Origin of the sequence: Tenacibaculum maritimum NCIMB 2154 (genome assembly GCF_900119795.1) — a bacterium.
Classification (GTDB): Bacteria; Bacteroidota; Bacteroidia; order Flavobacteriales; family Flavobacteriaceae; genus Polaribacter; species Polaribacter maritimus.
Map to the genome: position 1 here is coordinate 988,359 of NZ_LT634361.1, position 21,996 is coordinate 1,010,354.

At 33.0% G+C, this 21,996-nt stretch carries 21 protein-coding genes and 5 tRNA genes; 22 read left to right on the top strand and 4 right to left on the bottom strand.

Annotated features, from left to right (window positions below; translation table 11 throughout):
* Window position 1 precedes the first annotated feature (1 nt).
* The 4 genes from MARIT_RS04635 to MARIT_RS04650 all read right to left on the bottom strand — a co-directional run bounded on the left by MARIT_RS04635 (window position 2) and on the right by MARIT_RS04650 (window position 4,960).
* A complete protein-coding gene (locus MARIT_RS04635; protein ID WP_024740731.1) occupies window positions 2-709 on the bottom strand; it encodes an LOG family protein in 708 nt (235 codons plus the stop codon).
* Between the two features lie 58 nt (window positions 710-767).
* On the bottom strand, window positions 768-3,590 hold the full coding sequence (uvrA, locus tag MARIT_RS04640) for an excinuclease ABC subunit UvrA (RefSeq protein WP_100210902.1): 2,823 nt from the start codon (window positions 3,588-3,590) through the stop codon (window positions 768-770).
* A gap of 81 nt (window positions 3,591-3,671) precedes the next feature.
* On the bottom strand, window positions 3,672-4,391 hold the full coding sequence (locus MARIT_RS04645) for a hypothetical protein (protein ID WP_100210903.1): 720 nt from the start codon (window positions 4,389-4,391) through the stop codon (window positions 3,672-3,674).
* On the bottom strand, window positions 4,391-4,960 hold the full coding sequence (locus MARIT_RS04650; protein ID WP_100210904.1) for a sigma-70 RNA polymerase sigma factor region 4 domain-containing protein: 570 nt from the start codon (window positions 4,958-4,960) through the stop codon (window positions 4,391-4,393). The genes MARIT_RS04645 and MARIT_RS04650 overlap by 1 nt, the downstream gene beginning before the upstream one ends.
* A 537-nt stretch (window positions 4,961-5,497) precedes the next feature.
* On the opposite strand from MARIT_RS04650, the gene MARIT_RS04655 reads away from it, so the two are divergent.
* From MARIT_RS04655 to rpoB, 22 genes are all read left to right on the top strand, one after another.
* Complete coding sequence (locus tag MARIT_RS04655) at window positions 5,498-5,725, top strand: PspC family transcriptional regulator (RefSeq protein ID WP_024740727.1); 228 nt, start codon at window positions 5,498-5,500, stop codon at window positions 5,723-5,725.
* 3 nt (window positions 5,726-5,728) lie between these two features.
* A complete protein-coding gene (locus tag MARIT_RS04660) occupies window positions 5,729-6,730 on the top strand; it encodes a potassium channel family protein (protein WP_024740726.1) in 1,002 nt (333 codons plus the stop codon).
* A complete protein-coding gene (locus MARIT_RS04665; RefSeq protein ID WP_100210905.1) occupies window positions 6,730-7,629 on the top strand; it encodes an SDR family oxidoreductase in 900 nt (299 codons plus the stop codon). The genes MARIT_RS04660 and MARIT_RS04665 overlap by 1 nt, the downstream gene beginning before the upstream one ends.
* An 86-nt stretch (window positions 7,630-7,715) precedes the next feature.
* Window positions 7,716-9,293, top strand: coding sequence for an alanine/glycine:cation symporter family protein (locus MARIT_RS04670; RefSeq protein WP_100210906.1), 1,578 nt, complete (start codon window positions 7,716-7,718; stop codon window positions 9,291-9,293).
* A gap of 13 nt (window positions 9,294-9,306) precedes the next feature.
* A complete protein-coding gene (locus MARIT_RS04675) occupies window positions 9,307-10,212 on the top strand; it encodes a ComEA family DNA-binding protein (protein WP_100210907.1) in 906 nt (301 codons plus the stop codon).
* Window positions 10,213-10,239: 27 nt separating this feature from the next.
* On the top strand, window positions 10,240-11,406 hold the full coding sequence (locus MARIT_RS04680; RefSeq protein WP_024740722.1) for an acyl-CoA dehydrogenase family protein: 1,167 nt from the start codon (window positions 10,240-10,242) through the stop codon (window positions 11,404-11,406).
* 128 nt (window positions 11,407-11,534) lie between these two features.
* On the top strand, window positions 11,535-11,732 hold the full coding sequence (gene rpsU, locus MARIT_RS04685; RefSeq protein WP_024740721.1) for a 30S ribosomal protein S21: 198 nt from the start codon (window positions 11,535-11,537) through the stop codon (window positions 11,730-11,732).
* 101 nt (window positions 11,733-11,833) lie between these two features.
* The gene (locus MARIT_RS04690; protein ID WP_024740720.1) at window positions 11,834-12,724 is read left to right on the top strand and encodes a tyrosine-type recombinase/integrase; all 891 of its coding nucleotides are present in this window, start codon (window positions 11,834-11,836) and stop codon (window positions 12,722-12,724) included.
* Between the two features lie 4 nt (window positions 12,725-12,728).
* A complete protein-coding gene (gene hpf / locus MARIT_RS04695; protein ID WP_024740719.1) occupies window positions 12,729-13,037 on the top strand; it encodes a ribosome hibernation-promoting factor, HPF/YfiA family in 309 nt (102 codons plus the stop codon).
* Between the two features lie 100 nt (window positions 13,038-13,137).
* Window positions 13,138-13,211: transfer RNA gene (locus MARIT_RS04700), tRNA-Thr, on the top strand.
* 41 nt (window positions 13,212-13,252) lie between these two features.
* A tRNA-Tyr gene (locus MARIT_RS04705) sits at window positions 13,253-13,335 on the top strand.
* A 39-nt stretch (window positions 13,336-13,374) separates the two neighbouring features.
* A tRNA-Gly gene (locus MARIT_RS04710) sits at window positions 13,375-13,447 on the top strand.
* A gap of 13 nt (window positions 13,448-13,460) precedes the next feature.
* Window positions 13,461-13,533 (top strand) — tRNA-Thr (locus tag MARIT_RS04715).
* A 73-nt stretch (window positions 13,534-13,606) separates the two neighbouring features.
* Window positions 13,607-14,794 (top strand): elongation factor Tu, encoded by a 1,188-nt coding sequence (tuf, locus tag MARIT_RS04720; RefSeq protein ID WP_100210908.1) that lies wholly within the window; start codon window positions 13,607-13,609, stop codon window positions 14,792-14,794.
* Window positions 14,795-14,853: 59 nt separating this feature from the next.
* A tRNA-Trp gene (locus MARIT_RS04725) sits at window positions 14,854-14,926 on the top strand.
* Window positions 14,927-14,940: 14 nt separating this feature from the next.
* Window positions 14,941-15,138: a preprotein translocase subunit SecE gene (secE, locus tag MARIT_RS04730; protein ID WP_024740717.1), complete on the top strand. Its 198-nt coding sequence runs from the start codon at window positions 14,941-14,943 to the stop codon at window positions 15,136-15,138.
* 2 nt (window positions 15,139-15,140) lie between these two features.
* Entirely contained in the window at window positions 15,141-15,689 is a 549-nt protein-coding gene (gene nusG / locus MARIT_RS04735) for a transcription termination/antitermination protein NusG (RefSeq protein WP_024740716.1), read from the top strand.
* Window positions 15,690-15,759: 70 nt separating this feature from the next.
* Window positions 15,760-16,197 (top strand): 50S ribosomal protein L11, encoded by a 438-nt coding sequence (gene rplK, locus MARIT_RS04740; RefSeq protein ID WP_024740715.1) that lies wholly within the window; start codon window positions 15,760-15,762, stop codon window positions 16,195-16,197.
* 20 nt (window positions 16,198-16,217) lie between these two features.
* Window positions 16,218-16,910: a 50S ribosomal protein L1 gene (gene rplA, locus MARIT_RS04745; protein WP_100210909.1), complete on the top strand. Its 693-nt coding sequence runs from the start codon at window positions 16,218-16,220 to the stop codon at window positions 16,908-16,910.
* 21 nt (window positions 16,911-16,931) lie between these two features.
* On the top strand, window positions 16,932-17,447 hold the full coding sequence (gene rplJ, locus MARIT_RS04750) for a 50S ribosomal protein L10 (protein ID WP_024740713.1): 516 nt from the start codon (window positions 16,932-16,934) through the stop codon (window positions 17,445-17,447).
* 49 nt (window positions 17,448-17,496) lie between these two features.
* Window positions 17,497-17,874: a 50S ribosomal protein L7/L12 gene (rplL, locus tag MARIT_RS04755; RefSeq protein WP_024740712.1), complete on the top strand. Its 378-nt coding sequence runs from the start codon at window positions 17,497-17,499 to the stop codon at window positions 17,872-17,874.
* 244 nt (window positions 17,875-18,118) lie between these two features.
* Complete coding sequence (rpoB, locus tag MARIT_RS04760) at window positions 18,119-21,931, top strand: DNA-directed RNA polymerase subunit beta (RefSeq protein ID WP_024740711.1); 3,813 nt, start codon at window positions 18,119-18,121, stop codon at window positions 21,929-21,931.
* Window positions 21,932-21,996 lie beyond the last annotated feature (65 nt).

Below are 21,996 nucleotides of genomic sequence, written 5' to 3' on the forward strand. Positions count from 1 at the left end.
TTTAGAAGTTAGGCTTTAACTTATATTTAGCATAGAACTTATTCAAGTGATCTATTGCTTCATCTGCGGTATCAACAACTCTAAATAATTTCAAGTCTTCTTCGCTAATGTTTCCTTCTTCTATAAGCGTATTTTTTATCCAGTCGATTAGTCCGCTCCAGAATTTTTTTCCAACTAAAACAATAGGAAAGCGTCCAATTTTTTTAGTTTGAATTAGCGTGATAGCTTCAAATAACTCATCCATCGTTCCAAAGCCCCCAGGCATTACTACAAAACCTTGTGAATATTTTACAAACATCACTTTACGCACGAAGAAATAGTCAAAGTCTAAACTCTTTCCTGAATCTATCCATGGGTTGTCATGTTGTTCAAAAGGTAGTTCAATATTTAAACCAACAGAAGTTCCTTTTCCTCTATGAGCACCTTTGTTACCTGCTTCCATAATACCAGGGCCTCCTCCAGTGATGACACCAAAACCATTTTGGGTTAGTTTATAAGCAACTTCTTCCGCTAATTGATAGTATTCATGATCTGGTTTTGTACGAGCAGAACCAAAAATAGATACGCAAGGACCTATTTTACTTAAGCGTTCATAACCATCAACAAACTCAGCCATAATTTTAAAAATAGCCCATGAATCGTTTGTTTTTATTTCATTCCAAGTTTTTTGTTGTAATTTTTCTCTGATTTTTCTATCATCATTCGTCATGATTCTCAGTGTTTTAAGTTTGTTTTCTCTTGTCTAGCCAAAAAAATAGGCAAGCTTGCTAAAGTAGTTCTTTTTTTAGAAACTTTGCAGTGTAACTTGTTTTATGTTTAATAATTTGCTCAGGAGTTCCTGTACATAATACTTGTCCTCCGTTTTTGCCGCCTTCCATTCCGATATCAATAATGTGGTCTGCAAGTTTTATTACATCTAAGTTATGTTCTATAATTAAAACAGTATTTCCTTTGTCTGTTAATTTATTTAAGACCTCCATTAAAACACGGATATCTTCAAAATGAAGTCCTGTAGTAGGTTCGTCTAAGATATAAAAAGTGTTTCCAGTATCTCGTTTAGAAAGCTCAGAAGCTAGCTTGATACGTTGCGCTTCTCCTCCTGATAAAGTTGTAGATTGTTGCCCTAGTGTGATATATCCTAATCCAACATCTTTAATTGTTTTTAGTTTTCTGAAAATTTTAGGAATGTGTTCAAAAAAGTCAGTGGCCTCATTAATTGTCATTTCTAATACATCAGCTATAGATTTTCCTTTATATCTAATTTCTAGGGTTTCTCTATTAAACCGTTTTCCTTGGCAAGTTTCACACTCAACATGAACATCAGGTAAGAAGTTCATTTCAATAACGCGTACACCGCCTCCTTGACAAGTTTCGCAACGACCTCCTTTTACATTAAAGCTAAATCGTCCAGGCTTGTATCCTCTAATGGCAGCTTCAGGAGTTTTTGCAAATAAGCTTCTAATTTCGCCAAAAGTACCAGTATAAGTAGCGGGGTTTGATCTTGGAGTTCTTCCTATTGGAGATTGGTCAATATCAATTATTTTATCGATGTGTTCTAGCCCTTCAATTTTTTTATAAGGCATGGGCTTTTTTACGCCTCTGTAAATATGCGCATTTAAAATAGGGTAGAGTGTTTCATTGATTAAAGTAGATTTACCACTGCCAGAAACTCCTGTAACACAAATCATTTTACCCAAAGGAAATTCAACAGATACATTTTTTAAATTATTACCACTAGCTCCTTTTAATTGTATAGAATTTCCATTCCCTCTTCTTCTTTTTGGTGGAATCTCAATAGCTTTTCTATTGGTTAAGTAATCAGCAGTAAGTGTATTGTGTTTTTTAAGATCATTAAAAGAGCCCTCGCTAACAATGGTTCCTCCATAGCGTCCTGCACCAGGACCAATATCCAAGACAAAATCTGCCTGCTCAATCATATCTTTGTCGTGTTCTACCACTAAAACAGAATTTCCAACATCTCTTAATTTTATTAAAGATTGAATAAGTTTTTCGTTATCACGTTGATGCAATCCAATACTAGGCTCATCTAGTATATAAAGCACACCAACTAATTGAGAGCCAATTTGCGTAGCTAATCGAATGCGTTGTGCTTCACCTCCTGATAAGGATTTAGAAGTTCTATCAATAGTTAAATAATCAAGTCCAACATCTACTAAGAATTGAATTCTAGTTTTGATTTCCTTTAATATTTCGGAAGCAATGACCAGTTGTTTTTGAGACAATTTCTTGTCAATATTTTTAAACCAGTTGGCAAGATCAACAACATCCATTTGCGCTAAATCACTAATGTTTTTATCTAGAATTTTGAAATGGAGTGCCTCTTTTTTTAATCTTTTTCCATCACAGGTTGTACATGAAACTTCGTCCATAAAGTTTTTTGCCCAGCGTTTGATAGAAGAGCTTTCAGCACTATTGTATTGGTTTTTTATAAAAGAAATAATTCCTTCAAAGTCAATTTCATAATTTCTAGTAACACCTAGGTCTTTAGAAGAAATTTCAAATTTTTCATTTCCCCCATGTAAAATTATATGAATCGCTTTTTTAGGAATTTCTTCTATCGGGTCAGTTAATTTGAATTGGTATCGCTCGGCAATATTTTGTAACTGTTTAAAAATCCAGCTATTTTTTTGCTCTCCTAGCGGAACAATTCCTCCTTTTTTAATAGAAATACGATGATCGGGAATTATTTTATGTTTGTTTACTTCATTAGTAATACCAAGTCCATTACAATTAGGGCAAGCACCTTTCGGAGAATTAAAAGAAAAAGTATTCGGTTCAGGATTAGGATAAGCAATACCAGAAGTAGGGCACATTAGCTCTCTACTGAAATACCTAGGTTTTTCATCATCAACATCAATTACCATCAAGATATTATTTCCTGTATAAAGGGCTGTTTTAATGGTTTCTTCTAATCTTTTTTCAGCGGTTTCATCAATTAATAAACGGTCTATAACTACTTCAATATCGTGCGTTTTATATCGATCTAAACGCATTCCTTTTTCAATTTCTCTAATTTTTCCATCTACACGAACACGAACGAAACCTTGTTTTGAAATTTGTTCAAATAGTTCTCGATAATGCCCTTTCCTCGATTTAATTAAGGGGGCTAGAACAGCAACTTTTTTATGAGTAAATTCTTTTAATATTAAGTTTTTAATTTGTTCATCAGAATAGCTAATCATTTTTTCTCCAGTATTAAAGGAGTAAGCTTCTGAAGCACGAGAAAAAAGTAATCGAAGGAAATCATATATTTCTGTAATAGTTCCAACAGTAGATCTAGGACTTTTATTAGTTGTTTTTTGTTCAATAGAAATAACAGGAGATAACCCTTCTATTTTGTCCACATCGGGGCGTTCCAGTCCTCCTAGAAATTGACGTGCATAGGCAGAAAAAGTTTCAATATAACGTCGTTGCCCTTCTGCATAAATAGTATCAAAAGCTAATGATGATTTGCCACTCCCACTAAGTCCGGTGATAACAACAAGTTTCTCACGAGGAATTTTTACATCAATATTTTTTAAATTATGAGCCCTAGCTCCGTAAACTTCTATATATTCTTGTTCTTTCAAAGTGAGTGTTTTATAAAGAATGGCAAAGTTACAGAATCTTAGATGATTTAATTACTCACATAAAGATAAAAAAGGGTCGTTTTATTCTAATTTTGATAATAATTTTTTTGCAATACTGTCTTTTGGAATCATTTTTAAAATAGAAATGCAAGAGGTATAGTCTTTCTGTTTTAATTTACTCAAAGCTAGGTACCAAGTTGCTTTGTCTTTATATATTGAATTTCCATTGGCTATTTCTTTTAAAAGGCTATCGGCTTCGCTAAATCTATTTAGCTCTATCAAAGAAAAACCATCATATAGTTCTAGTTCAGTATTGCCTTTATACATTTCTAATAGTAAGGTAAGGTAGCTATGAGCTTCCTTAAAAGCTTTAGTATTAAAGGCACTTTCTGTTTGTATAAGTAACTTACTTTGGTTTGTTTTTAATGTTAATTCAATTTTATTATAGGTAACAAAATTATAATAGGAAGGAGAAGTAGTGATTCGGAGTAAATAAGCAACAAATAAGGATAAAAATAGTATCAGAATTCCTAATTTCCAATAGTGGAAATAGTTTTTCTTTTGAGGGGTGTTTTCTTTTTCAAAATAGCGATTAGATATTTTGTTGACATTTTTTATAAAATTTCTTTCTGAGCGTATATTTTTAATTTTATAATCGAAAAAGTCGCTTGTTTTTTTATACAAAAGATAATTCTCTTTGAATTTTTTGCAGGAAGAAAGTTTATTGGTAAAATCGGTTATTTCTTCGTCTGATAGTTCTCCTTTTAGATAGCTTTCAAAATAAGAATAATGTCTTTCCATTATAAATGTTTTTTTAAAGAATTATAGGATGGAGATATTTTTATTAATTCTGTGATTCTTCCTAAGCATTGCGATTTCTTTTTTTTGGCATAAGGATAGGATATACCTAGTATGGAAGACACTTCTGTTAATGAGCCAGATCTAAAATAAACCTTTAATAATTCTTTACAGTTGCTACTTAACTGATTAAATGCAGTATTAAATAAAGTTTGTTTCTCTTCAAATAGAGAAGTTCGCAAAACCAATCTTTTAACTTGTTTGTTTTTAAAAATAAACTGCCCTGCTACTCTGCTTGATCTTTTACTAGACCATTTCCGCTTACATAGCAAAAAGAAATAGCCATCAAAAGGACAGGTTAATTCTAATTCGGTAGTGTTTGCTTGGTTATATATGATGTTTAAAACTTCGTTGATTATTTCTTTAGCATTGGTAGAATCGCCACCATTATTTTTAATATAATTAATTACTTTGGGAGCAAACTTATCATAAATAGCTTGTATGATAAACGAATTATTACTAGCTACTCCTTTGATGTATTTTTGATCTTCATGTATTTTAATTTTAGACATATCACTTTATGGTTTCTGTCTGATTTATTAGAAGAGAATTCAATATTTATATTAAAAATAAAGAATTTTGATTCCTAATAAATTAGGGGGTTGGGGGAACTTTTTTGAATCGCTCATTGAGCATTTTTTTACATTTGATTGGGTGAAAAAATGCTCGTAAACATTAGTCACGAAATTAAGGAACTAGCTCTTGTTATCAAAATAGTTTTTACATAAAAATTACTAAATCATAAAAGGTAAACGTTGGTTTTTTGTTTAGATTGTATTAGGACAAAAAAAAGATTTTGTTTAACTGCCAGAAAACGAGCGATAAACTGTTTTTTAGGAAGTGAAAAATGAAGCTTAAACGGAAAGGGAGAGATGTTTTTGTATAGATTTTTTGGACATGAAAAAGAAAAGTTTAAATCGCTTTATTAAGTTATATGTTATACTTTCGTCTTTAAAGAAAATATTAAATAAAAATGGATAAATTCTATATCTTTTATTTTAAGTATTATCTTTATCATTGTAACATATTTAATAAAGATTGATAAAAAAATGAAAATTATTCATTCAGTACGTCATTTTTTTGAACGTAACGGCTTTTATGTATCTTCTCGCTTAGCTGATAGGTTGGGGATGAGAGCAACAAATGTACGTTTGTTTTTTATTTATATATCTTTCGTTACGGTAGGATTATCTTTTGGGATTTATCTAACATTAGCATTTTTACTAAAGTTAAAAGATATGATGTACACAAAAAGAACTTCTGTTTTTGATTTGTAATACATGAACAAAATATTTAAATCTAAATTATACAAAGCACTTGCCTTAGCTATCCTTATTTTACTAATAGGTGTATTAGGATTTATGGTTATTTCAGGATATGGTTTTATAGATGCCCTATATATGACTGTAATTACTGTAACAACGGTGGGATTTGGTGAGCTTCATCCTTTTAGTCAAAAAGATAAATTGTTTACAATATTTTTGATATTGACAAGCATTACTATTTTTGGTTATACAATCTCATTATTTTCAGAGTATTTAATAAGTGGGCAGTTCTTTGAACAGTTAAAATATAAAAAGGTGAAAAAACAAATAGAGCAATTAGAAGGTCATGTGATTGTTTGTGGATTTGGTAGAAATGGGAAACAGGCTATAAAAAAATTAAAGAGTTATAATAAAGGACTCGTGGTTGTTGAGCAAAATAAGGAGTTAATTGCACAGTTAGAAGAGAATAAGGTTTTGTGTATAGAAGGAGATGCTACAACAGATGAAACCCTTTTAAGGGCAGGGGTTAAAAAATCTTCTAGTTTGATAACAGCTTTAGCATCTGATGCTGATAACTTATTTGTAGTATTAACAGCTAGGCAATTGAATAGGAATTGCAAAATAATAAGTAGAGCGTCTAAAGAAAGTTCATATACTAAATTAAAAATGGCAGGAGCAGACAATGTAATCATGCCAGACAAATTAGGAGGGGCGCATATGGCTTCTCTTGTAGTAACTCCAGATATCATTGAATTTGTAGATCAATTAACAATTGCAGGAGAAACAACAACCAATTTGGAAGAGATAGATGTAAGTAATTTACCAGAGAAATATATAGGGAAAACGATTTTAGATCTAGATTTACGTAGAAAAACAGGATGTACTGTTATTGGATTTAAAACAGAGAAACAAGAATATATTATTAACCCAGATGCTTCTGTTAAATTAGTAAAGGGGTCTAATATTATAGTGTTAGGAAGATCAGAACAGATAACTAAATTAAGAGATTTATTTTAATGAAAAAAATTATAATAACAGGAAGTAATGGACTGTTAGGGCAAACGTTAGTTAATTTATTACTAGAAGATAAAGGGAAATATGATGTAATTGGTTTTTCAAGAGGAGGTAATAGAAGTGGAAGAGCCGATTTTAAATATGAATCGATTGATCTTACAGATAGTGTATGTTTACAAAAAAAGATATTAGCGTATAAGCCAGATGTGATTGTAAATACAGCAGCAATGACCAATGTAGATGCTTGTGAAGAAAATAAAACAGCTTGTGATTTACTAAATATAGGAGTTGTTGAAAGTTTAAAAGCATATTCGGAAGAAAATGGAACGCATTTGATTCATATATCGACTGATTTTATTTTTGATGGGAAAAAAGGCTACTATAAAGAAACAGATTTAGCAAATCCATTGAGTTATTATGGGAAATCAAAATTAATATCAGAAGAGGTACTGAAAAAATCTTCAGTAGATTTTACAATTCTTAGAACTATTTTGGTGTATGGGAAGGTATTTGATATGACTCGTAATAATATTGTATTGTGGGTTCGAAAAATGCTTGAAGAGAAAAAAGAAATAACAATAGTGAATGATCAGTTTCGTATGCCTACTTATGTAGAGGATTTAGCAATGGCCTGCAAAAAAGCTATTGATAATAAGACGTTGGGAGTTTTTAATATTTCCTCTAAAGAGCTATTAAGTATTTATGAAATAGCTAGGCAAATTGCAGATGTGTTTGGATTGGATAAAACCCTAATAAAGCCAATTTCAACAGAAACATTGAATCAAGTAGCTCCTAGACCTGCTAAAACAGGATTTGATTTAACTAAGACAAATAAGGAATTGGGAATCTTTCCTAAAGTTTTTAAAGAAGATTTGCAAAAATTTAAAGAAAAATTAATGTAAAAATCAGATTTAACAGGGAAAATTTGTGAAGAGCTCATTTTTTTAAGATATTGCGACCTACTAATTCAAAAAATGACATATATATTATGAAGAAAAGACTTCTAACGTTACTATTTGCAATAGTACCGATGTTAACATTTGCACAAGAAAAAAGTTTGGCGGAAAGAATAAACGAGGGCTTTAAGCCAATAGCAGATGCTTGGGGAGGCTTTGTATTTTATCCAGTAGAGTTAGGAGGAGGCGTTAAAATGCCTTTAGTAATTATTATGTTACTTTTAGCAGGGCTGATCTTTACATTTATATTCAAATTTGTGAATATAAGATTGTTTCCTGTTTCGATAAATATAGTAAGAGGTAAGTATGATGATGTAGATCATGTAACTTCAGGGGTTGTAGCAGGAGATCCAACACCTGGAGGAGATGCTATAGAAACTATTAGAATTGAAGGAGAAGGAGAAGTTTCTCATTTTCAAGCGTTAACAGCAGCGTTGTCAGGTACAGTAGGATTAGGAAATATAGCAGGAGTTGCAGTGGCATTGTCTTTAGGTGGGCCAGGAGCAACATTTTGGATGATTATAGCAGGGTTATTAGGAATGTCGTCTAAGTTTGTTGAGTGTACTTTAGGAGTAAAATATAGAGATGTAGGTGAAGATGGAACGATCTATGGAGGACCAATGTATTATTTGAGAAAAGGATTGGCAGATGTTGGTAAAAGTGGTTTAGGGAAGGTGTTAGCTGCTCTTTTTGCAATTATGGTAATTGGAGGATCGTTTGGAGGAGGAAATATGTTTCAAGCAAATCAAGCAGCGCAACAATTTGGAAGTATGATTGGTTCAAATGACTTATCTACAGCTCTTATTTTTGGAATTGTAATGTCTGTTTTAGTAGGTGTTGTAATTATTGGGGGGATAAAGAGAATAGGAAACATTACTGAAAAGATAGTACCATTTATGGTAGGTATTTATTTTCTTGCAGCAATTATTATTTTAACAGTTAATTTTTCTCAAATAGGAAATGCTTTTGGTCAAATTATAGATGGAGCTTTTAATGCAAAAGGAATAACAGGAGGATTGTTAGGTGTTTTAATTATCGGATTCCAAAGAGCAGCATTTTCAAATGAAGCAGGTGTCGGATCGGCTGCAATAGCCCATTCAGCAGTAAAAACTAAATACCCAGCGTCAGAAGGTTTGGTAGCATTGCTAGAACCTTTTATAGATACGGTAGTTGTTTGTACTATGACTGCTTTGGTAATTATTATAACTAATGGAAATGGAGATATTATGACCTATGGAGTAAAATCTCCAAACGGTGTTTTAGCAACTTCAAAAGCTTTTGCATCTGTATTGCCATGGTTTCCGTATGTATTAACAATAGCAGTGGTATTGTTTGCTTTTTCAACTATGTTATCTTGGTCATATTATGGTTTGCAAGGATGGATGTATTTATTTGGAAGATCAAAAGCATCAGATTATGCGTATAAGATTTTATTCTGTTTGTTTATAATAGTAGGATCAGCAGCGAGTCTAGGGGCAGTTACGGATTTCTCAGATGCAATGATTTTTGCAATGGCAGTTCCTAATGTGATAGGGTTATTTTTCTTATTTCCTAAAGTTCGAGAGGAATTATCTGTTTACTTAAAAGCAATAGGAGTTTTGAAGTCATAAAAAAGAATAAAAAATGAAAACACTAAAATCCCATTTCTGGCATTATAATAAACGCCAAAGAAATGGGGTTTTCTTTTTAATATTGATTATCGTTGTACTAGAAGTTTTATACTTTTCAATTGATTTCTCTTCGGGGAAATTAGAAGAAATCGATACGAGAGATTTAATAGCTTTTCAAAGAGAAATAGATAGCTTAAGAGAGATTGAAAAAGAAAAAAGAAAGCCTAAGAAATATTCGTTTAATCCTAATTATATAACTGATTTTAAAGCGTATAAATTGGGGATGAAGACTGAGGAAGTGGATAGGTGGTTAAAATTTAGAAAAGAAAATCAATTTGTAAATTCAGCAAAAGAATTTCAAAAAGTAACAAAGATATCCGATAGTTTACTGAGAGAATTGGCGCCATTGTTTAAGTTTCCGGATTGGGTGTTAAGAAAAAAAAGAAGGGCTTTGATAAGAAGTAAAAGTACTGCATTAAGAGGAAAAAGAATAAAAAATCATTTAGAAAATTCAGTAGTAGTAAAAGGTTTGAATGATGTTGTTGCAATGGATTTAGAAACTGTAAGAGGGGTGGAGAGTAAAATAGCAGAAAGAATTATAAAATACCGTAAACGTTTGAAAGGGTTTACTTATGCTTCACAGCTTTACGAAGTTTGGGGATTGAAAAAAGAGATAGCAGATAAAATTCTTGAGGTTTTTAAAATAGTAACAGTACCTTCTATAAAGAAAGTGAATGTAAATACAGCTACTTTTAAAGAAGTATTAAAAAATCCTTATGTGAATTATGAACTATGTAAAAGGATATTTGCTTATAGAGAAGAAGTGGCAGAATTAGAGAAAATTTCAGAATTAAAGAATATAGAAGGATTTCCTATAGAAAAATACGATAGAATAATCCTATATTTGGAAGCAAATTAAACGAACAACAAAACATTACACAAGCCAATGAATAGTATGTATTTTACTGAAGAACATGAAGTATTCAGACAAAGCTTTAAAGATTTTTTAGATAAAGAGGTAGTTCCATATATAGAAAAGTGGGAGAAAACGGGTACGATAGAGCGTTTTATTTGGAAGAAATTTGGAGAAATGGGATATTTTGGTTTAAACGCTCCAGAAGAGTATGGAGGGTTAAATCTAGATCTTTTTTATACCGTTATATTTTTAGAAGAGCTACAAAAAATAAACTCAAGTGGATTTGCGGCGGCGATGTGGGCGCATGCTTATTTAGCGATGACTCATGTAGCTAAGGAAGGAAGTGATAAAATAAAAAGACAGTATTTAACTGCTAGTATCAATGGTGATAAGATAGGTTGCTTGTGTATAAGTGAACCTTTTGGTGGAAGTGATGTTGCAGGAATGAGAACAACGGCAGTTAAAAAAGGTAATTCTTATGTAATTAATGGGTCTAAAACATTCATAACAAATGGTGTTTATTCAGATTATTTAGTAGTTGCAGCCAAAACGAACCCAGAAGATAAGCATAAAGGGATGAGTATTTTTATTGTGGATCGAAATACTTCAGGAATATCGGCAACAAAATTAGATAAATTAGGATGGAGAGCTTCAGATACTGCAGAAATTGCTTTTGATAATGTTGTGATTCCGGAAGAAAATCTAATGGGAGAAGAGGGGAAAGGTTTTCCTTATATTATGCAACATTTCGCATTAGAACGATTAATTATGGCTATTAACGGTCACGCAAGAGCTGAATATGCAGTTGAATATGCTGTTAAATATATGAGTGAACGAAATGCTTTTGGGAAAACATTAGACCAATTTCAAGTATTACGCCATAAAATAGCAGAGATGGCAAGTGAAGTAGAAATGTGTAAAGAGTTTAATTATTCTATAGCAAAGCGATTGAATGATGGGGTTTATGTTGTAAAAGAAGCTAGTATGGCCAAATACACATCAACAAAAATGGCAGACAGTGTAATTTATGACTGTTTACAATTACTAGGAGGGTATGGCTATATGGAAGAGTATCCTATGGCACGCTTGTTAAGAGATAGCCGATTAGGTCCAATAGGAGGAGGAACTTCAGAAATTTTAAAAGAAATCATAGCTAAAATGGTTATTGATAAGAAAGAGTATAAGGTAGCAACCTAATATTTTAAGAGGTTGTATAAGTAATTTAAAATAAATGAAATTGATAGTGTGTTATCGATAATTACTATGTATATTTGCAATCCTAAAAATAAAAACTTAGAGACTACAATGAAAGGAGGTGCTAACAAATGTTAATCATTCCAGTTAAAGAAGGTGAAAATATCGATAGAGCGTTAAAGCGTTTTAAGCGTAAATTTGACCGTACAAAAACAATGAAGAACTTACGTAACAGAAAGCAGTACACAAAACCATCTGTAGCGAGAAGAGCTCAAAGAATCAAAGCTTCTTATGTGCAAAGACTAAGAACGCAAGAAGAAATAGGTTAGTAATAAGCTATTTTATCATATTGAAAACCCATATTGAATTACTCAATATGGGTTTTTTACTTTATTTGATTAAATTTACAAGAAATGTAAAAAATAAAAATATGCTGATAGAAGCTTTTTTGGAATATGTATCGTACGAAAAGAATTACTCTAAGCATACTGTGTTGGCTTATAGGAAGGATTTAATCGCATTTAGAGATTTTTGTATCATAGAATATGAACAAGAAGAGTTAAAAGAAATTCATTATGGGCAAATAAGAAAATGGATTGTAGCTATGGTAAGTCAAAAGATTTCTAATAGAAGTATTAACAGAAAGATAAGTGCATTAAAGTCATTCTATAAATTTTTGCAAAAAATAGAAGAAATAGAAATAAACCCATTAGCAAAACATAAAGCTTTAAAAACCGAAAAGAAAATACAAATACCTTTTACTAAAGAAGAGGTTAATCAAGTTATTGATAATATATCAAAAGAAGAAAGTTTTGTAGGAACAAGGGATAGATTGATTGTAGAGTTATTGTATTCAACAGGAATGAGAAGGATAGAGTTAGTCAATTTGAAAGAAACCGATGTTGATATATATAGTAAAACAATTAAAGTGATGGGGAAGAGAAATAAAGAAAGAATAATCCCGCTTTTACCTTCAGTTTTTGAAACATTAAAAAAATATCGAAAACTAAAAAGCAAAATAGCTATTAAAATCAACGACTTATTGATTACGGAAAAGGGAAATAAAATATACGAAACACTTGTTTACAGAGTAATTAATACTTACTTTAGTAGTGTCTCCTCGAAGGTCAAAAAGAGTCCGCATATTTTACGTCATTCTTTTGCTACTCATTTGCTAAATCAAGGAGCAGATTTAAACTCGGTTAAAGAATTACTAGGGCATTCAAGTTTAGCCTCTACTCAAGTATATACGCATAATAACTTGAGTCAATTAAAAAAAGTGTATAACATGGCTCACCCTAGGAGCGATCAAAAAAAGTGACCATATGAAAGTATTTACGCAATCAGTTAATTTTAATGCTGATAAGGAGCTAGTAAAGTTTGTAGAAACTAAGATAACTGGATTAGAAAAATTCCACGATAAGATAGTAGATGCAGAGGTGTTTTTAAAAGTGCAAAAAACAAGTGAAAAAGAAAATAAGATAACAGAGGTGAAAATTAACATACCAGGAAATGAATTGATGGTGAAGAAGCAAACAAAAACGTTTGAAGAAGGTATTAGTATTGCTGTTGAATCCTTGAAAAGACAATTAAAAAAATCAAAGGAGAAATTAAGAGATTCTTTGGTGTCGTAAAAAAAATAAAAAAAATAATGACAAAAAGTTTTAAGAACTAAAAAATCTTTATACATTTGCAATCCGTTAGAAATAGCGGATTGTTTTTGTAACAATAAAAGCCGATGTAGCTCAGCTGGCTAGAGCAGCTGATTTGTAATCAGCAGGTCGGGGGTTCGAGTCCCTTCATCGGCTCAGATAAAGAAAAGATCTTTAAAATATTGGTAATTACCATTGGGGAGATTCCAGAGCGGCCAAATGGGACGGACTGTAACTCCGTTGTCTTACGACTTCGCAGGTTCGAATCCTGCTCTCCCCACTTTTTTAAACTTGCAGATTTGTTTGTAAGTTTGAAAATGCGAGAGTAGCTCAGTTGGTAGAGCGTCAGCCTTCCAAGCTGAATGTCGCCGGTTCGAACCCGGTCTCTCGCTCTAAAAATTCCACGCCGGTGTAGCTCAGTTGGTAGAGCGCATCCTTGGTAGGGATGAGGTCACCGGTTCAAATCCGGTCATTGGCTCGATTTTAGGGTTAATGGGAAAAGAATTTTAAGATAACACTAAATATTTAACTAAGAATTAAAATTAATAATCATGGCAAAAGGAACTTTTGACCGTTCGAAACCACACTTAAACATTGGTACTATCGGACACGTAGATCACGGTAAAACTACTTTAACAGCTGCAATTACTAAAGTATTAGCTGATGCAGGTTTGTCTGAGGCGAGAGACTTTGATCAAATTGATAACGCTCCAGAGGAGAAAGAAAGAGGTATTACAATTAATACATCTCACGTTGAGTATCAAACAGCTAACCGTCACTATGCTCACGTTGACTGTCCAGGTCACGCGGATTACGTAAAGAACATGGTAACTGGTGCTGCTCAAATGGACGGTGCTATTCTAGTGGTTGCTGCTACAGATGGTCCAATGCCACAAACTCGTGAACACATCCTGTTAGGTCGTCAAGTTGGAATTCCACGTATCGTTGTTTTCTTAAACAAAGTTGATATGGTTGATGATGAAGAGTTGTTAGAGTTAGTTGATATGGAGGTTAGAGAATTATTGTCTTTCTATGATTATGATGGAGATAATGGTCCTGTTGTTTCTGGTTCTGCTTTAGGAGCTTTAAATGGTGAGCAAAAATGGGTTGATACAGTTTTAGAATTAATGGAAGCTGTTGATAACTGGATTGAAGAGCCTTTAAGAGAAGTTGATAAAGATTTCTTAATGCCTATTGAAGATGTATTCTCAATTACAGGTCGTGGAACAGTGGCAACTGGTCGTATAGAAACTGGTATTGCTAATACAGGAGATTCAGTGGATATTATTGGTATGGGAGCTGAGAAATTAACTTCTACTATTACTGGTATTGAAATGTTCCGTCAAATCTTAGATAGAGGAGAAGCTGGAGATAATGCAGGTATCTTATTAAGAGGTATCAATAAAGAGGATATCAAGAGAGGTATGGTAATCTGTAAGCCAGGTTCGGTAACTCCACATGCTAAATTTAAAGCAGAGGTTTATATCCTTAAGAAAGAAGAAGGAGGGCGTCATACTCCATTCCATAACAATTATCGTCCACAGTTCTATGTACGTACAACTGATGTAACAGGTACTATTAACTTACCTGATGGAGTTGAAATGGTAATGCCAGGAGATAACTTAACAATTACAGTTGACTTAATCCAACCTATTGCATTAAACGTAGGTTTACGTTTTGCTATCCGTGAAGGAGGTAGAACAGTAGGAGCAGGTCAGGTAACTGAAATGTTAGACTAATTATAGTCTTTAAAACTAAAAGAGATGCCTTGGGCAAACTAAGGCATCTTTTATAAAATACGGGTTTAGCTCAGTTGGTAGAGCACTGGTCTCCAAAACCAGGTGTCGGGGGTTCGAGTCCCTCAATCCGTGCAAATAACAATACAATGAATAACTTTACACAATATATTAAAGATTCTTTTGAAGAATTAAGTAGCAATGTTACTTGGATTCCTAGAGAAGAAGCTCAAAAATCTACGGTAATTGTAGCAGCTTTTACAATCTTATTTGCTTTAGCTGTATTCGTTATTGATAAAGTTTTTCAAACAGGATTAGATAACTTTTTCAAAATGTTTAGCAATTAATTATGACTGATTCAGTAATGAAGTGGTATGTTGTACGAGCTGTTGGTGGTCAAGAAAATAAGGTAAAAGCTTATATTGAAACCGATATAGCTCGTTTTGGTTTGTCTGATTATGTAAATCAGGTGTTAGTACCAAAAGAAAAAGTGATTCAAATTCGTAATGGCAAAAAAACGAATAAAGAAAGAGTCTATTTTCCGGGTTATATCATGGTAGAAGCTAATTTGGCAGGAGAGGTGCCTCACGTAATAAAATCAGTAACAGGTGTTATTGGTTTTTTAGGTGAAACAAAAGGAGGAGATCCTGTACCTCTAAGAAAATCAGAGGTAAATAGAATGCTAGGTAAGGTAGATGAATTATCTATAAAGGATGAGAACATAGCCATACCATATACGGTCGGAGAAACAGTAAAAGTAGTTGATGGACCTTTTAATGGTTTTGATGGTACTGTAGAAAAAGTAAACGAAGAAAAACGTAAACTTGAAGTAATGGTAAAGATTTTTGGAAGAAAAACACCATTAGAGTTAAGTTATATGCAAGTAGAAAAGATTTAATGTTACAAGTTAAAAAGATATGTTTTTAGCTTCCAAAATAGAAATATATCTACCATAAACATTTTAAGAAATGGCAAAAGAAGTAAGCAAAGTAGTTAAATTACAAGTAAAGGGAGGTGCAGCGAACCCATCGCCACCGGTTGGACCTGCTTTAGGAGCTGCTGGTGTAAACATTATGGAGTTCTGTAAGCAGTTTAATGCGAGAACTCAAGATAAAGCTGGAAAAGTATTACCAGTAGTTATCACTGTTTATAAAGACAAATCTTTTGATTTTGTTGTAAAAACACCACCAGCTGCAGTACAATTGTTAGAAGCAGCCAAAATTAAGAAAGGTTCAGGAGAACCAAACAGAAAAAAAGTAGCTGATGTTACTTGGGATCAAATTAAAACAATAGCAGAAGATAAGATGGCAGATTTAAATGCTTTTGAATTGACTTCAGCTATGAAGATGATTGCAGGTACAGCTCGTTCTATGGGATTAACAGTTAGTGGAGATGCTCCAGCATAAACTTTAAAAGATATTTAAAAATGGCAAAATTAACAAAGAAGCAAAAAGAAGCTCATGCTAAATTAGATAGATCTAAAGTTTATGACTTGAAAGATGCATCTACATTAGTAAAAGAAATTACAAATGTGAAATTTGATGCATCTGTAGATCTAGCTATTCGTTTAGGAGTTGATCCTAGAAAAGCAAATCAAATGGTACGTGGTGTTGTAACATTACCACACGGAACAGGTAAAGATGTAAAGGTATTAGCATTAGTTACTCCAGATAAAGAAGCGGAAGCTAAAGAAGCAGGAGCTGACTATGTAGGATTGGATGAATATCTTCAAAAAATTAAAGGAGGTTGGACTGATGTTGATGTTATCATTACAATGCCAAGTGTAATGGGTAAATTAGGACCTTTAGGACGTATTCTAGGACCAAGAGGATTAATGCCAAACCCAAAGACTGGTACGGTAACTATGGATGTAGCAAAGGCAGTTAAGGATGTAAAAGCAGGTAAAATTGACTTTAAAGTTGATAAGACAGGTATTGTACATGCTGCTATAGGAAAAGCATCTTTTAATGCTGATATGCTTGCTGAAAACGCAAACGAATTAGTTCAAACGATTATTAAATTAAAGCCAACAGCAGCTAAAGGTACCTATATTAAGAGTATTTTTATGTCTAGTACAATGAGTCCTAGTGTTGCTGTAGATGTAAAATCTGTATCATAAGGCAGCTAAAACTATTCTATCATGACTAGAGAAGAAAAATCAAAAGTAATTCAAGATTTAACAGCGCAGTTAGCAGATACGAACACCGTCTATTTAGCAGATATATCTGGTTTAGACGCTACTACTACATCTAACTTACGTAGAGCTTGTTTTAAAGCAAACGTACAATTGGCTGTTGTAAAAAATACGTTACTTTCTAAAGCAATGGAAGCCTCTGATAAAGATTTCGGAGATTTACCAACTGTATTAAAAGGGAACACATCAATGATGATTGCTGAAGCAGCAAATGCACCAGCAAAGTTAATTAAAGAATTTAGAAAGAAGTCTAAAAAGCCTCTATTAAAAGGAGCGTTTGCAGAAGAGTCTGTTTACATTGGAGATGACCAATTAGATACTCTTGTAAACATCAAGTCTAGAGAAGAACTTATCGGAGATATCATCACATTATTACAATCACCTGCTAAGAATGTTGTTTCAGCATTACAATCAGGAGGTAATAAACTTTCAGGAATACTTACAACGTTATCTGAAAAATAATTACGCGCACTAATAAACTAAAATAAATAAAATTTCAAAAACAATTAAAATGGCAGATTTAAAAGATTTCGCAGAACAATTAGTTAACTTAACAGTAAAAGAAGTTAATGATTTAGCTACTATCTTAAAAGAAGAGTATGGTATTGAGCCAGCAGCAGCAGCAGTAGCAGTAGCAGGACCAGCAGCAGGTGGAGCTGATGGAGGAGCTGACGAGAAAACTGAATTTGACGTAATCTTAAAAGCAGCAGGTTCTTCTAAATTAGCAGTAGTAAAGCTAGTTAAAGAATTAACTGGATTAGGATTAAAAGAAGCTAAAGGTATCGTAGATAGCGCGCCAGCAGCAGTAAAAGAAGCAGTGTCTAAAGATGAGGCAGAAGGTCTTAAAAAGTCTTTAGAGGAGGCTGGAGCTGAAGTAGAGCTTAAGTAAGTTATATTCCCGATTTAAAAACGGGGAAAAACAATAAAGGTTTAGGAACTAAAAACATATGTTTTTAGTCCTAAACCATTTTGTGTATATATTCGTTCTTTATTTTATCACAAAATCATTTTGTGATCTCACGACTATAGTTGATTGATTTTAATTTTTAAAATCAATTACTGCAACTCGAAATTGCATTATTGAAACCTTTTAGGTTTGAAAAAAATATTTTTAATTAAAAATAGACACTCTTTTGGCAACGACAAATAATACTGAAAGAATTAACTTCGCATCATCAAAATTAGGAACTGACTACCCAGACTTTTTGGATATTCAAGTAAAATCTTTCCAAGATTTTTTCCAATTACAAACTAAGGCTGATGAACGTGGAGAAGAAGGTTTATACAAAACCTTTATGGATAACTTTCCAATAACAGATACGCGTAACAACTTTGTTTTAGAGTTTTTAGATTACTTTGTAGATCCACCGAGATATAGCATACAAGAATGTATTGAAAGAGGATTGACGCATAGTGTACCTTTAAAAGCTCGTTTAAAACTATATTGTACAGATCCAGAGCATGAAGATTTTGAAACAATTGTTCAAGATGTTTATTTAGGAACTATTCCTTACATGACAAATTCTGGTACTTTTGTAATAAACGGAGCAGAAAGAGTTGTAGTATCTCAGTTACACCGTTCACCAGGTGTATTTTTTGGGCAATCGTTTCATGCAAATGGAACAAAATTATATTCAGCTAGGGTAATACCTTTTAAAGGTTCTTGGATAGAATTTGCAACAGATATCAATCAGGTAATGTATGCCTATATTGATAGAAAGAAAAAATTACCAGTTACAACATTATTTAGAGCCATCGGTTTTGAAAGAGATAAAGATATTTTAGAAATCTTTGATCTAGCAGAAGAAGTGAAAGTTTCTAAAGCAGGGTTAAAGAAAGTTTTAGGGCGTAGATTAGCAGCGAGAGTTTTAAAAACATGGCATGAAGATTTCGTAGATGAGGATACAGGAGAAGTAGTATCAATAGAAAGAAACGAGATTATTTTTGACCGTGATACGATTATTGAAAAAGATGATATTGAGGAAATCATAGAGTCTGGTGCAAAAACGGTATTGTTGCACAAAGAAGATAATCAAATGGGAGATTATGCAATCATCCATAACACACTACAAAAAGATCCTACAAACTCTGAAAAAGAGGCTGTAGAGCATATATATAGACAATTACGTAATGCTGAACCGCCAGATGAGGAAACAGCAAGAGGAATTATAGATAAGTTATTTTTCTCTGAACAACGTTATAACCTAGGTGAAGTAGGTCGTTTTAGAATGAATACCAAATTAGGTTTAGATGAACCTATGGACCAAAAGGTATTGACTAAAAATGATATCATTACGATTATCAAATATTTGATTGAGTTAATCAATTCAAAAGCTGAGGTAGATGATATTGACCACTTATCTAATCGTCGTGTTCGTACAGTAGGAGAGCAGTTGGCAGGTCAGTTTGGGGTAGGTTTAGCACGTATGGCTAGAACGATTCGTGAAAGAATGAACGTTCGTGATAACGAGGTGTTTACTCCTATCGATTTAATTAATGCGAAGACATTATCTTCTGTAATTAATTCATTCTTTGGGACAAATCAATTATCTCAATTTATGGATCAAACAAATCCGTTAGCTGAGATTACTCATAAACGTCGTTTATCAGCGTTAGGACCTGGTGGTTTATCGAGGGAAAGAGCTGGATTCGAGGTTCGTGATGTTCACTATACTCACTATGGTCGTTTATGTCCTATTGAAACACCAGAGGGACCAAATATTGGATTGATTTCATCTTTAGCTGTTTTTGCTAAAGTGAATAATTTAGGGTTCATAGAAACTCCTTATAAAAAGGTAATAGAAGGAAATGTAGATGTAGATCAAGAGCATGTTTATTTGAGTGCAGAGGAAGAGGAAGGAATGAAAATAGCTCAGTCTAATTTAGAAGTAACTGATGAAGGAAATTTCGTATCAGATAAAGTTATTGCTAGAGAAGAAGGAGATTTTCCAGTTGTAACGCCAAATGATATTGATTATATGGACGTTGCGCCAAATCAAATAGCCTCTATATCAGCGTCTTTAATTCCTTTCTTAGAGCATGATGATGCAAACCGTGCTTTGATGGGATCAAATATGATGCGTCAAGCGGTACCATTACTACGTCCAGAATCTCCTATTGTAGGAACAGGTTTGGAGCGTAGAGTAGCAAAAGATTCTCGTATATTAATCAATGCAGAAGGAGCAGGAGTTGTAGATTATGTAGATGCAAATAAAATTATAATTAAGTACGATAGAACGGAGGAAGAACGCTTGATAAGCTTTGATCCAGATGAAAAATCATATAACCTGATTAAGTTTAGAAAAACGAATCAAGGAACAAATATCAACTTAAAACCTATTGTAAGAAAAGGAGATAGGGTTGAAGAAGGACAAGTACTTTGTGAAGGTTATGCAACGCAAAAAGGAGAATTAGCTTTAGGTAGAAACATGAAAGTAGCCTTTATGCCTTGGAAAGGGTATAACTTTGAGGATGCGATTGTAATTTCTGAAAAAGTTGTTCGTGAAGATATTTTCACTTCTATTCATATTGATGAGTATTCTTTAGATGTTCGAGATACTAAGTTAGGTACAGAAGAATTAACAAATGATATTCCTAATGTTTCAGAAGAGGCTACTAAAGACTTAGATGAAAATGGAATGATCCGTATAGGAGCGGAAGTAAAACCAGGAGATATTTTAATAGGTAAGATTACTCCTAAAGGGGAATCAGATCCAACTCCTGAAGAAAAATTACTAAGAGCTATCTTTGGTGATAAAGCAGGTGATGTAAAAGATGCATCATTAAAAGCCTCACCATCTTTAAGAGGGGTAGTTATAGATAAAAAATTATTTAAAAGAGCAGTAAAAGATAAAAACAAAAGAGCTCGTGATAAGGAAGCAGTAGCGGCTTTAGAAGCTTCTTTTGTATCAAAATTTGAAGGCTTAAAAGAACGTTTAGTAGATAAATTGTTTGGTTTAATTAGTGGAAAAACATCACAAGGAGTATATAATGACTTAGGAGAAGAAGTTTTACCTAAAGGGAAAAAATATACTCAAAAGATGTTGAATGCTGTAGAAGATTTTACACATTTAAATGGTGTTTGGACTACTGATAAAACGTTGAATAAATTGGTTGTTGAACTAGTTCATAACTATAAGATTAAAGTAAATGATTTACAAGGAGTTTTACGTCGTGAAAAGTTTACTATTTCTGTAGGAGATGAATTACCAGCTGGTATTTTAAAACTTGCTAAGATTTACATTGCAAAAAAACGTAAATTAAAAGTAGGTGATAAAATGGCAGGGCGTCACGGAAATAAAGGTATCGTAGCACGTATTGTACGTCAAGAGGATATGCCTTTCTTAGAAGATGGAACGCCTGTAGATATCGTATTAAACCCATTAGGGGTACCATCACGTATGAATATCGGTCAAATTTACGAAACTGTTTTAGGATGGGCAGGTCAAAAATTAGATAAGAAATATGCAACACCAATCTTTGATGGGGCATCTCTAGATCAAATTAATGCTTTTACAGATGAAGCAGGAATTCCAAGATTTGGCCATACCTATTTATATGATGGAGGAACAGGAAAACGTTTTGATCAACCTGCTACCGTTGGTATAATCTATATGATTAAGTTAGGGCACATGATTGAAGATAAAATGCATGCTCGTTCTATAGGTCCTTACTCATTGATTACACAGCAACCATTAGGAGGTAAAGCTCAGTTTGGAGGTCAGCGTTTTGGAGAAATGGAGGTTTGGGCTCTTGAGGCATATGGGGCATCGAGTATCCTAAGAGAGATCTTAACGGTGAAATCGGATGATGTATTAGGAAGAGCTAAAACATATGAAAGTATTGTTAAAGGAGAAACAATGCCAGAACCAGGTTTACCAGAATCGTTTAATGTATTAATGCACGAGTTAAAAGGACTTGGTTTAGACGTTAAATTAGAAGAGTAACAAAACAGTGAGAGGTCACTGAGTGTAAAAACTCAGTGGCAATCATTTTAATTATAAGCCTCGAA

Excerpts from the sequence above, each read along its gene's own strand:
- rplA (WP_100210909.1), top strand. The coding sequence starts at position 16,218 with ATGGCAAAATTAACAAAGAAGCAAAAAGAAGCTCATGCTAAATTAGAT.
- secE (WP_024740717.1), top strand. The coding sequence starts at position 14,941 with ATGAATAACTTTACACAATATATTAAAGATTCTTTTGAAGAATTAAGT.
- nusG (WP_024740716.1), top strand. The coding sequence starts at position 15,141 with ATGACTGATTCAGTAATGAAGTGGTATGTTGTACGAGCTGTTGGTGGT.
- tuf (WP_100210908.1), top strand. The coding sequence starts at position 13,607 with ATGGCAAAAGGAACTTTTGACCGTTCGAAACCACACTTAAACATTGGT.
- rplL (WP_024740712.1), top strand. The coding sequence starts at position 17,497 with ATGGCAGATTTAAAAGATTTCGCAGAACAATTAGTTAACTTAACAGTA.
- MARIT_RS04660 (WP_024740726.1), top strand. The coding sequence starts at position 5,729 with ATGAACAAAATATTTAAATCTAAATTATACAAAGCACTTGCCTTAGCT.
- MARIT_RS04690 (WP_024740720.1), top strand. The coding sequence starts at position 11,834 with ATGCTGATAGAAGCTTTTTTGGAATATGTATCGTACGAAAAGAATTAC.
- MARIT_RS04665 (WP_100210905.1), top strand. The coding sequence starts at position 6,730 with ATGAAAAAAATTATAATAACAGGAAGTAATGGACTGTTAGGGCAAACG.
- rplK (WP_024740715.1), top strand. The coding sequence starts at position 15,760 with ATGGCAAAAGAAGTAAGCAAAGTAGTTAAATTACAAGTAAAGGGAGGT.
- rplJ (WP_024740713.1), top strand. The coding sequence starts at position 16,932 with ATGACTAGAGAAGAAAAATCAAAAGTAATTCAAGATTTAACAGCGCAG.
- MARIT_RS04645 (WP_100210903.1), bottom strand. The coding sequence starts at position 4,391 with ATGGAAAGACATTATTCTTATTTTGAAAGCTATCTAAAAGGAGAACTA.
- MARIT_RS04670 (WP_100210906.1), top strand. The coding sequence starts at position 7,716 with ATGAAGAAAAGACTTCTAACGTTACTATTTGCAATAGTACCGATGTTA.
- MARIT_RS04675 (WP_100210907.1), top strand. The coding sequence starts at position 9,307 with ATGAAAACACTAAAATCCCATTTCTGGCATTATAATAAACGCCAAAGA.
- MARIT_RS04650 (WP_100210904.1), bottom strand. The coding sequence starts at position 4,960 with ATGTCTAAAATTAAAATACATGAAGATCAAAAATACATCAAAGGAGTA.
- MARIT_RS04655 (WP_024740727.1), top strand. The coding sequence starts at position 5,498 with ATGAAAATTATTCATTCAGTACGTCATTTTTTTGAACGTAACGGCTTT.
- MARIT_RS04680 (WP_024740722.1), top strand. The coding sequence starts at position 10,240 with ATGAATAGTATGTATTTTACTGAAGAACATGAAGTATTCAGACAAAGC.
- MARIT_RS04635 (WP_024740731.1), bottom strand. The coding sequence starts at position 709 with ATGACGAATGATGATAGAAAAATCAGAGAAAAATTACAACAAAAAACT.
- hpf (WP_024740719.1), top strand. The coding sequence starts at position 12,729 with ATGAAAGTATTTACGCAATCAGTTAATTTTAATGCTGATAAGGAGCTA.
- rpsU (WP_024740721.1), top strand. The coding sequence starts at position 11,535 with ATGTTAATCATTCCAGTTAAAGAAGGTGAAAATATCGATAGAGCGTTA.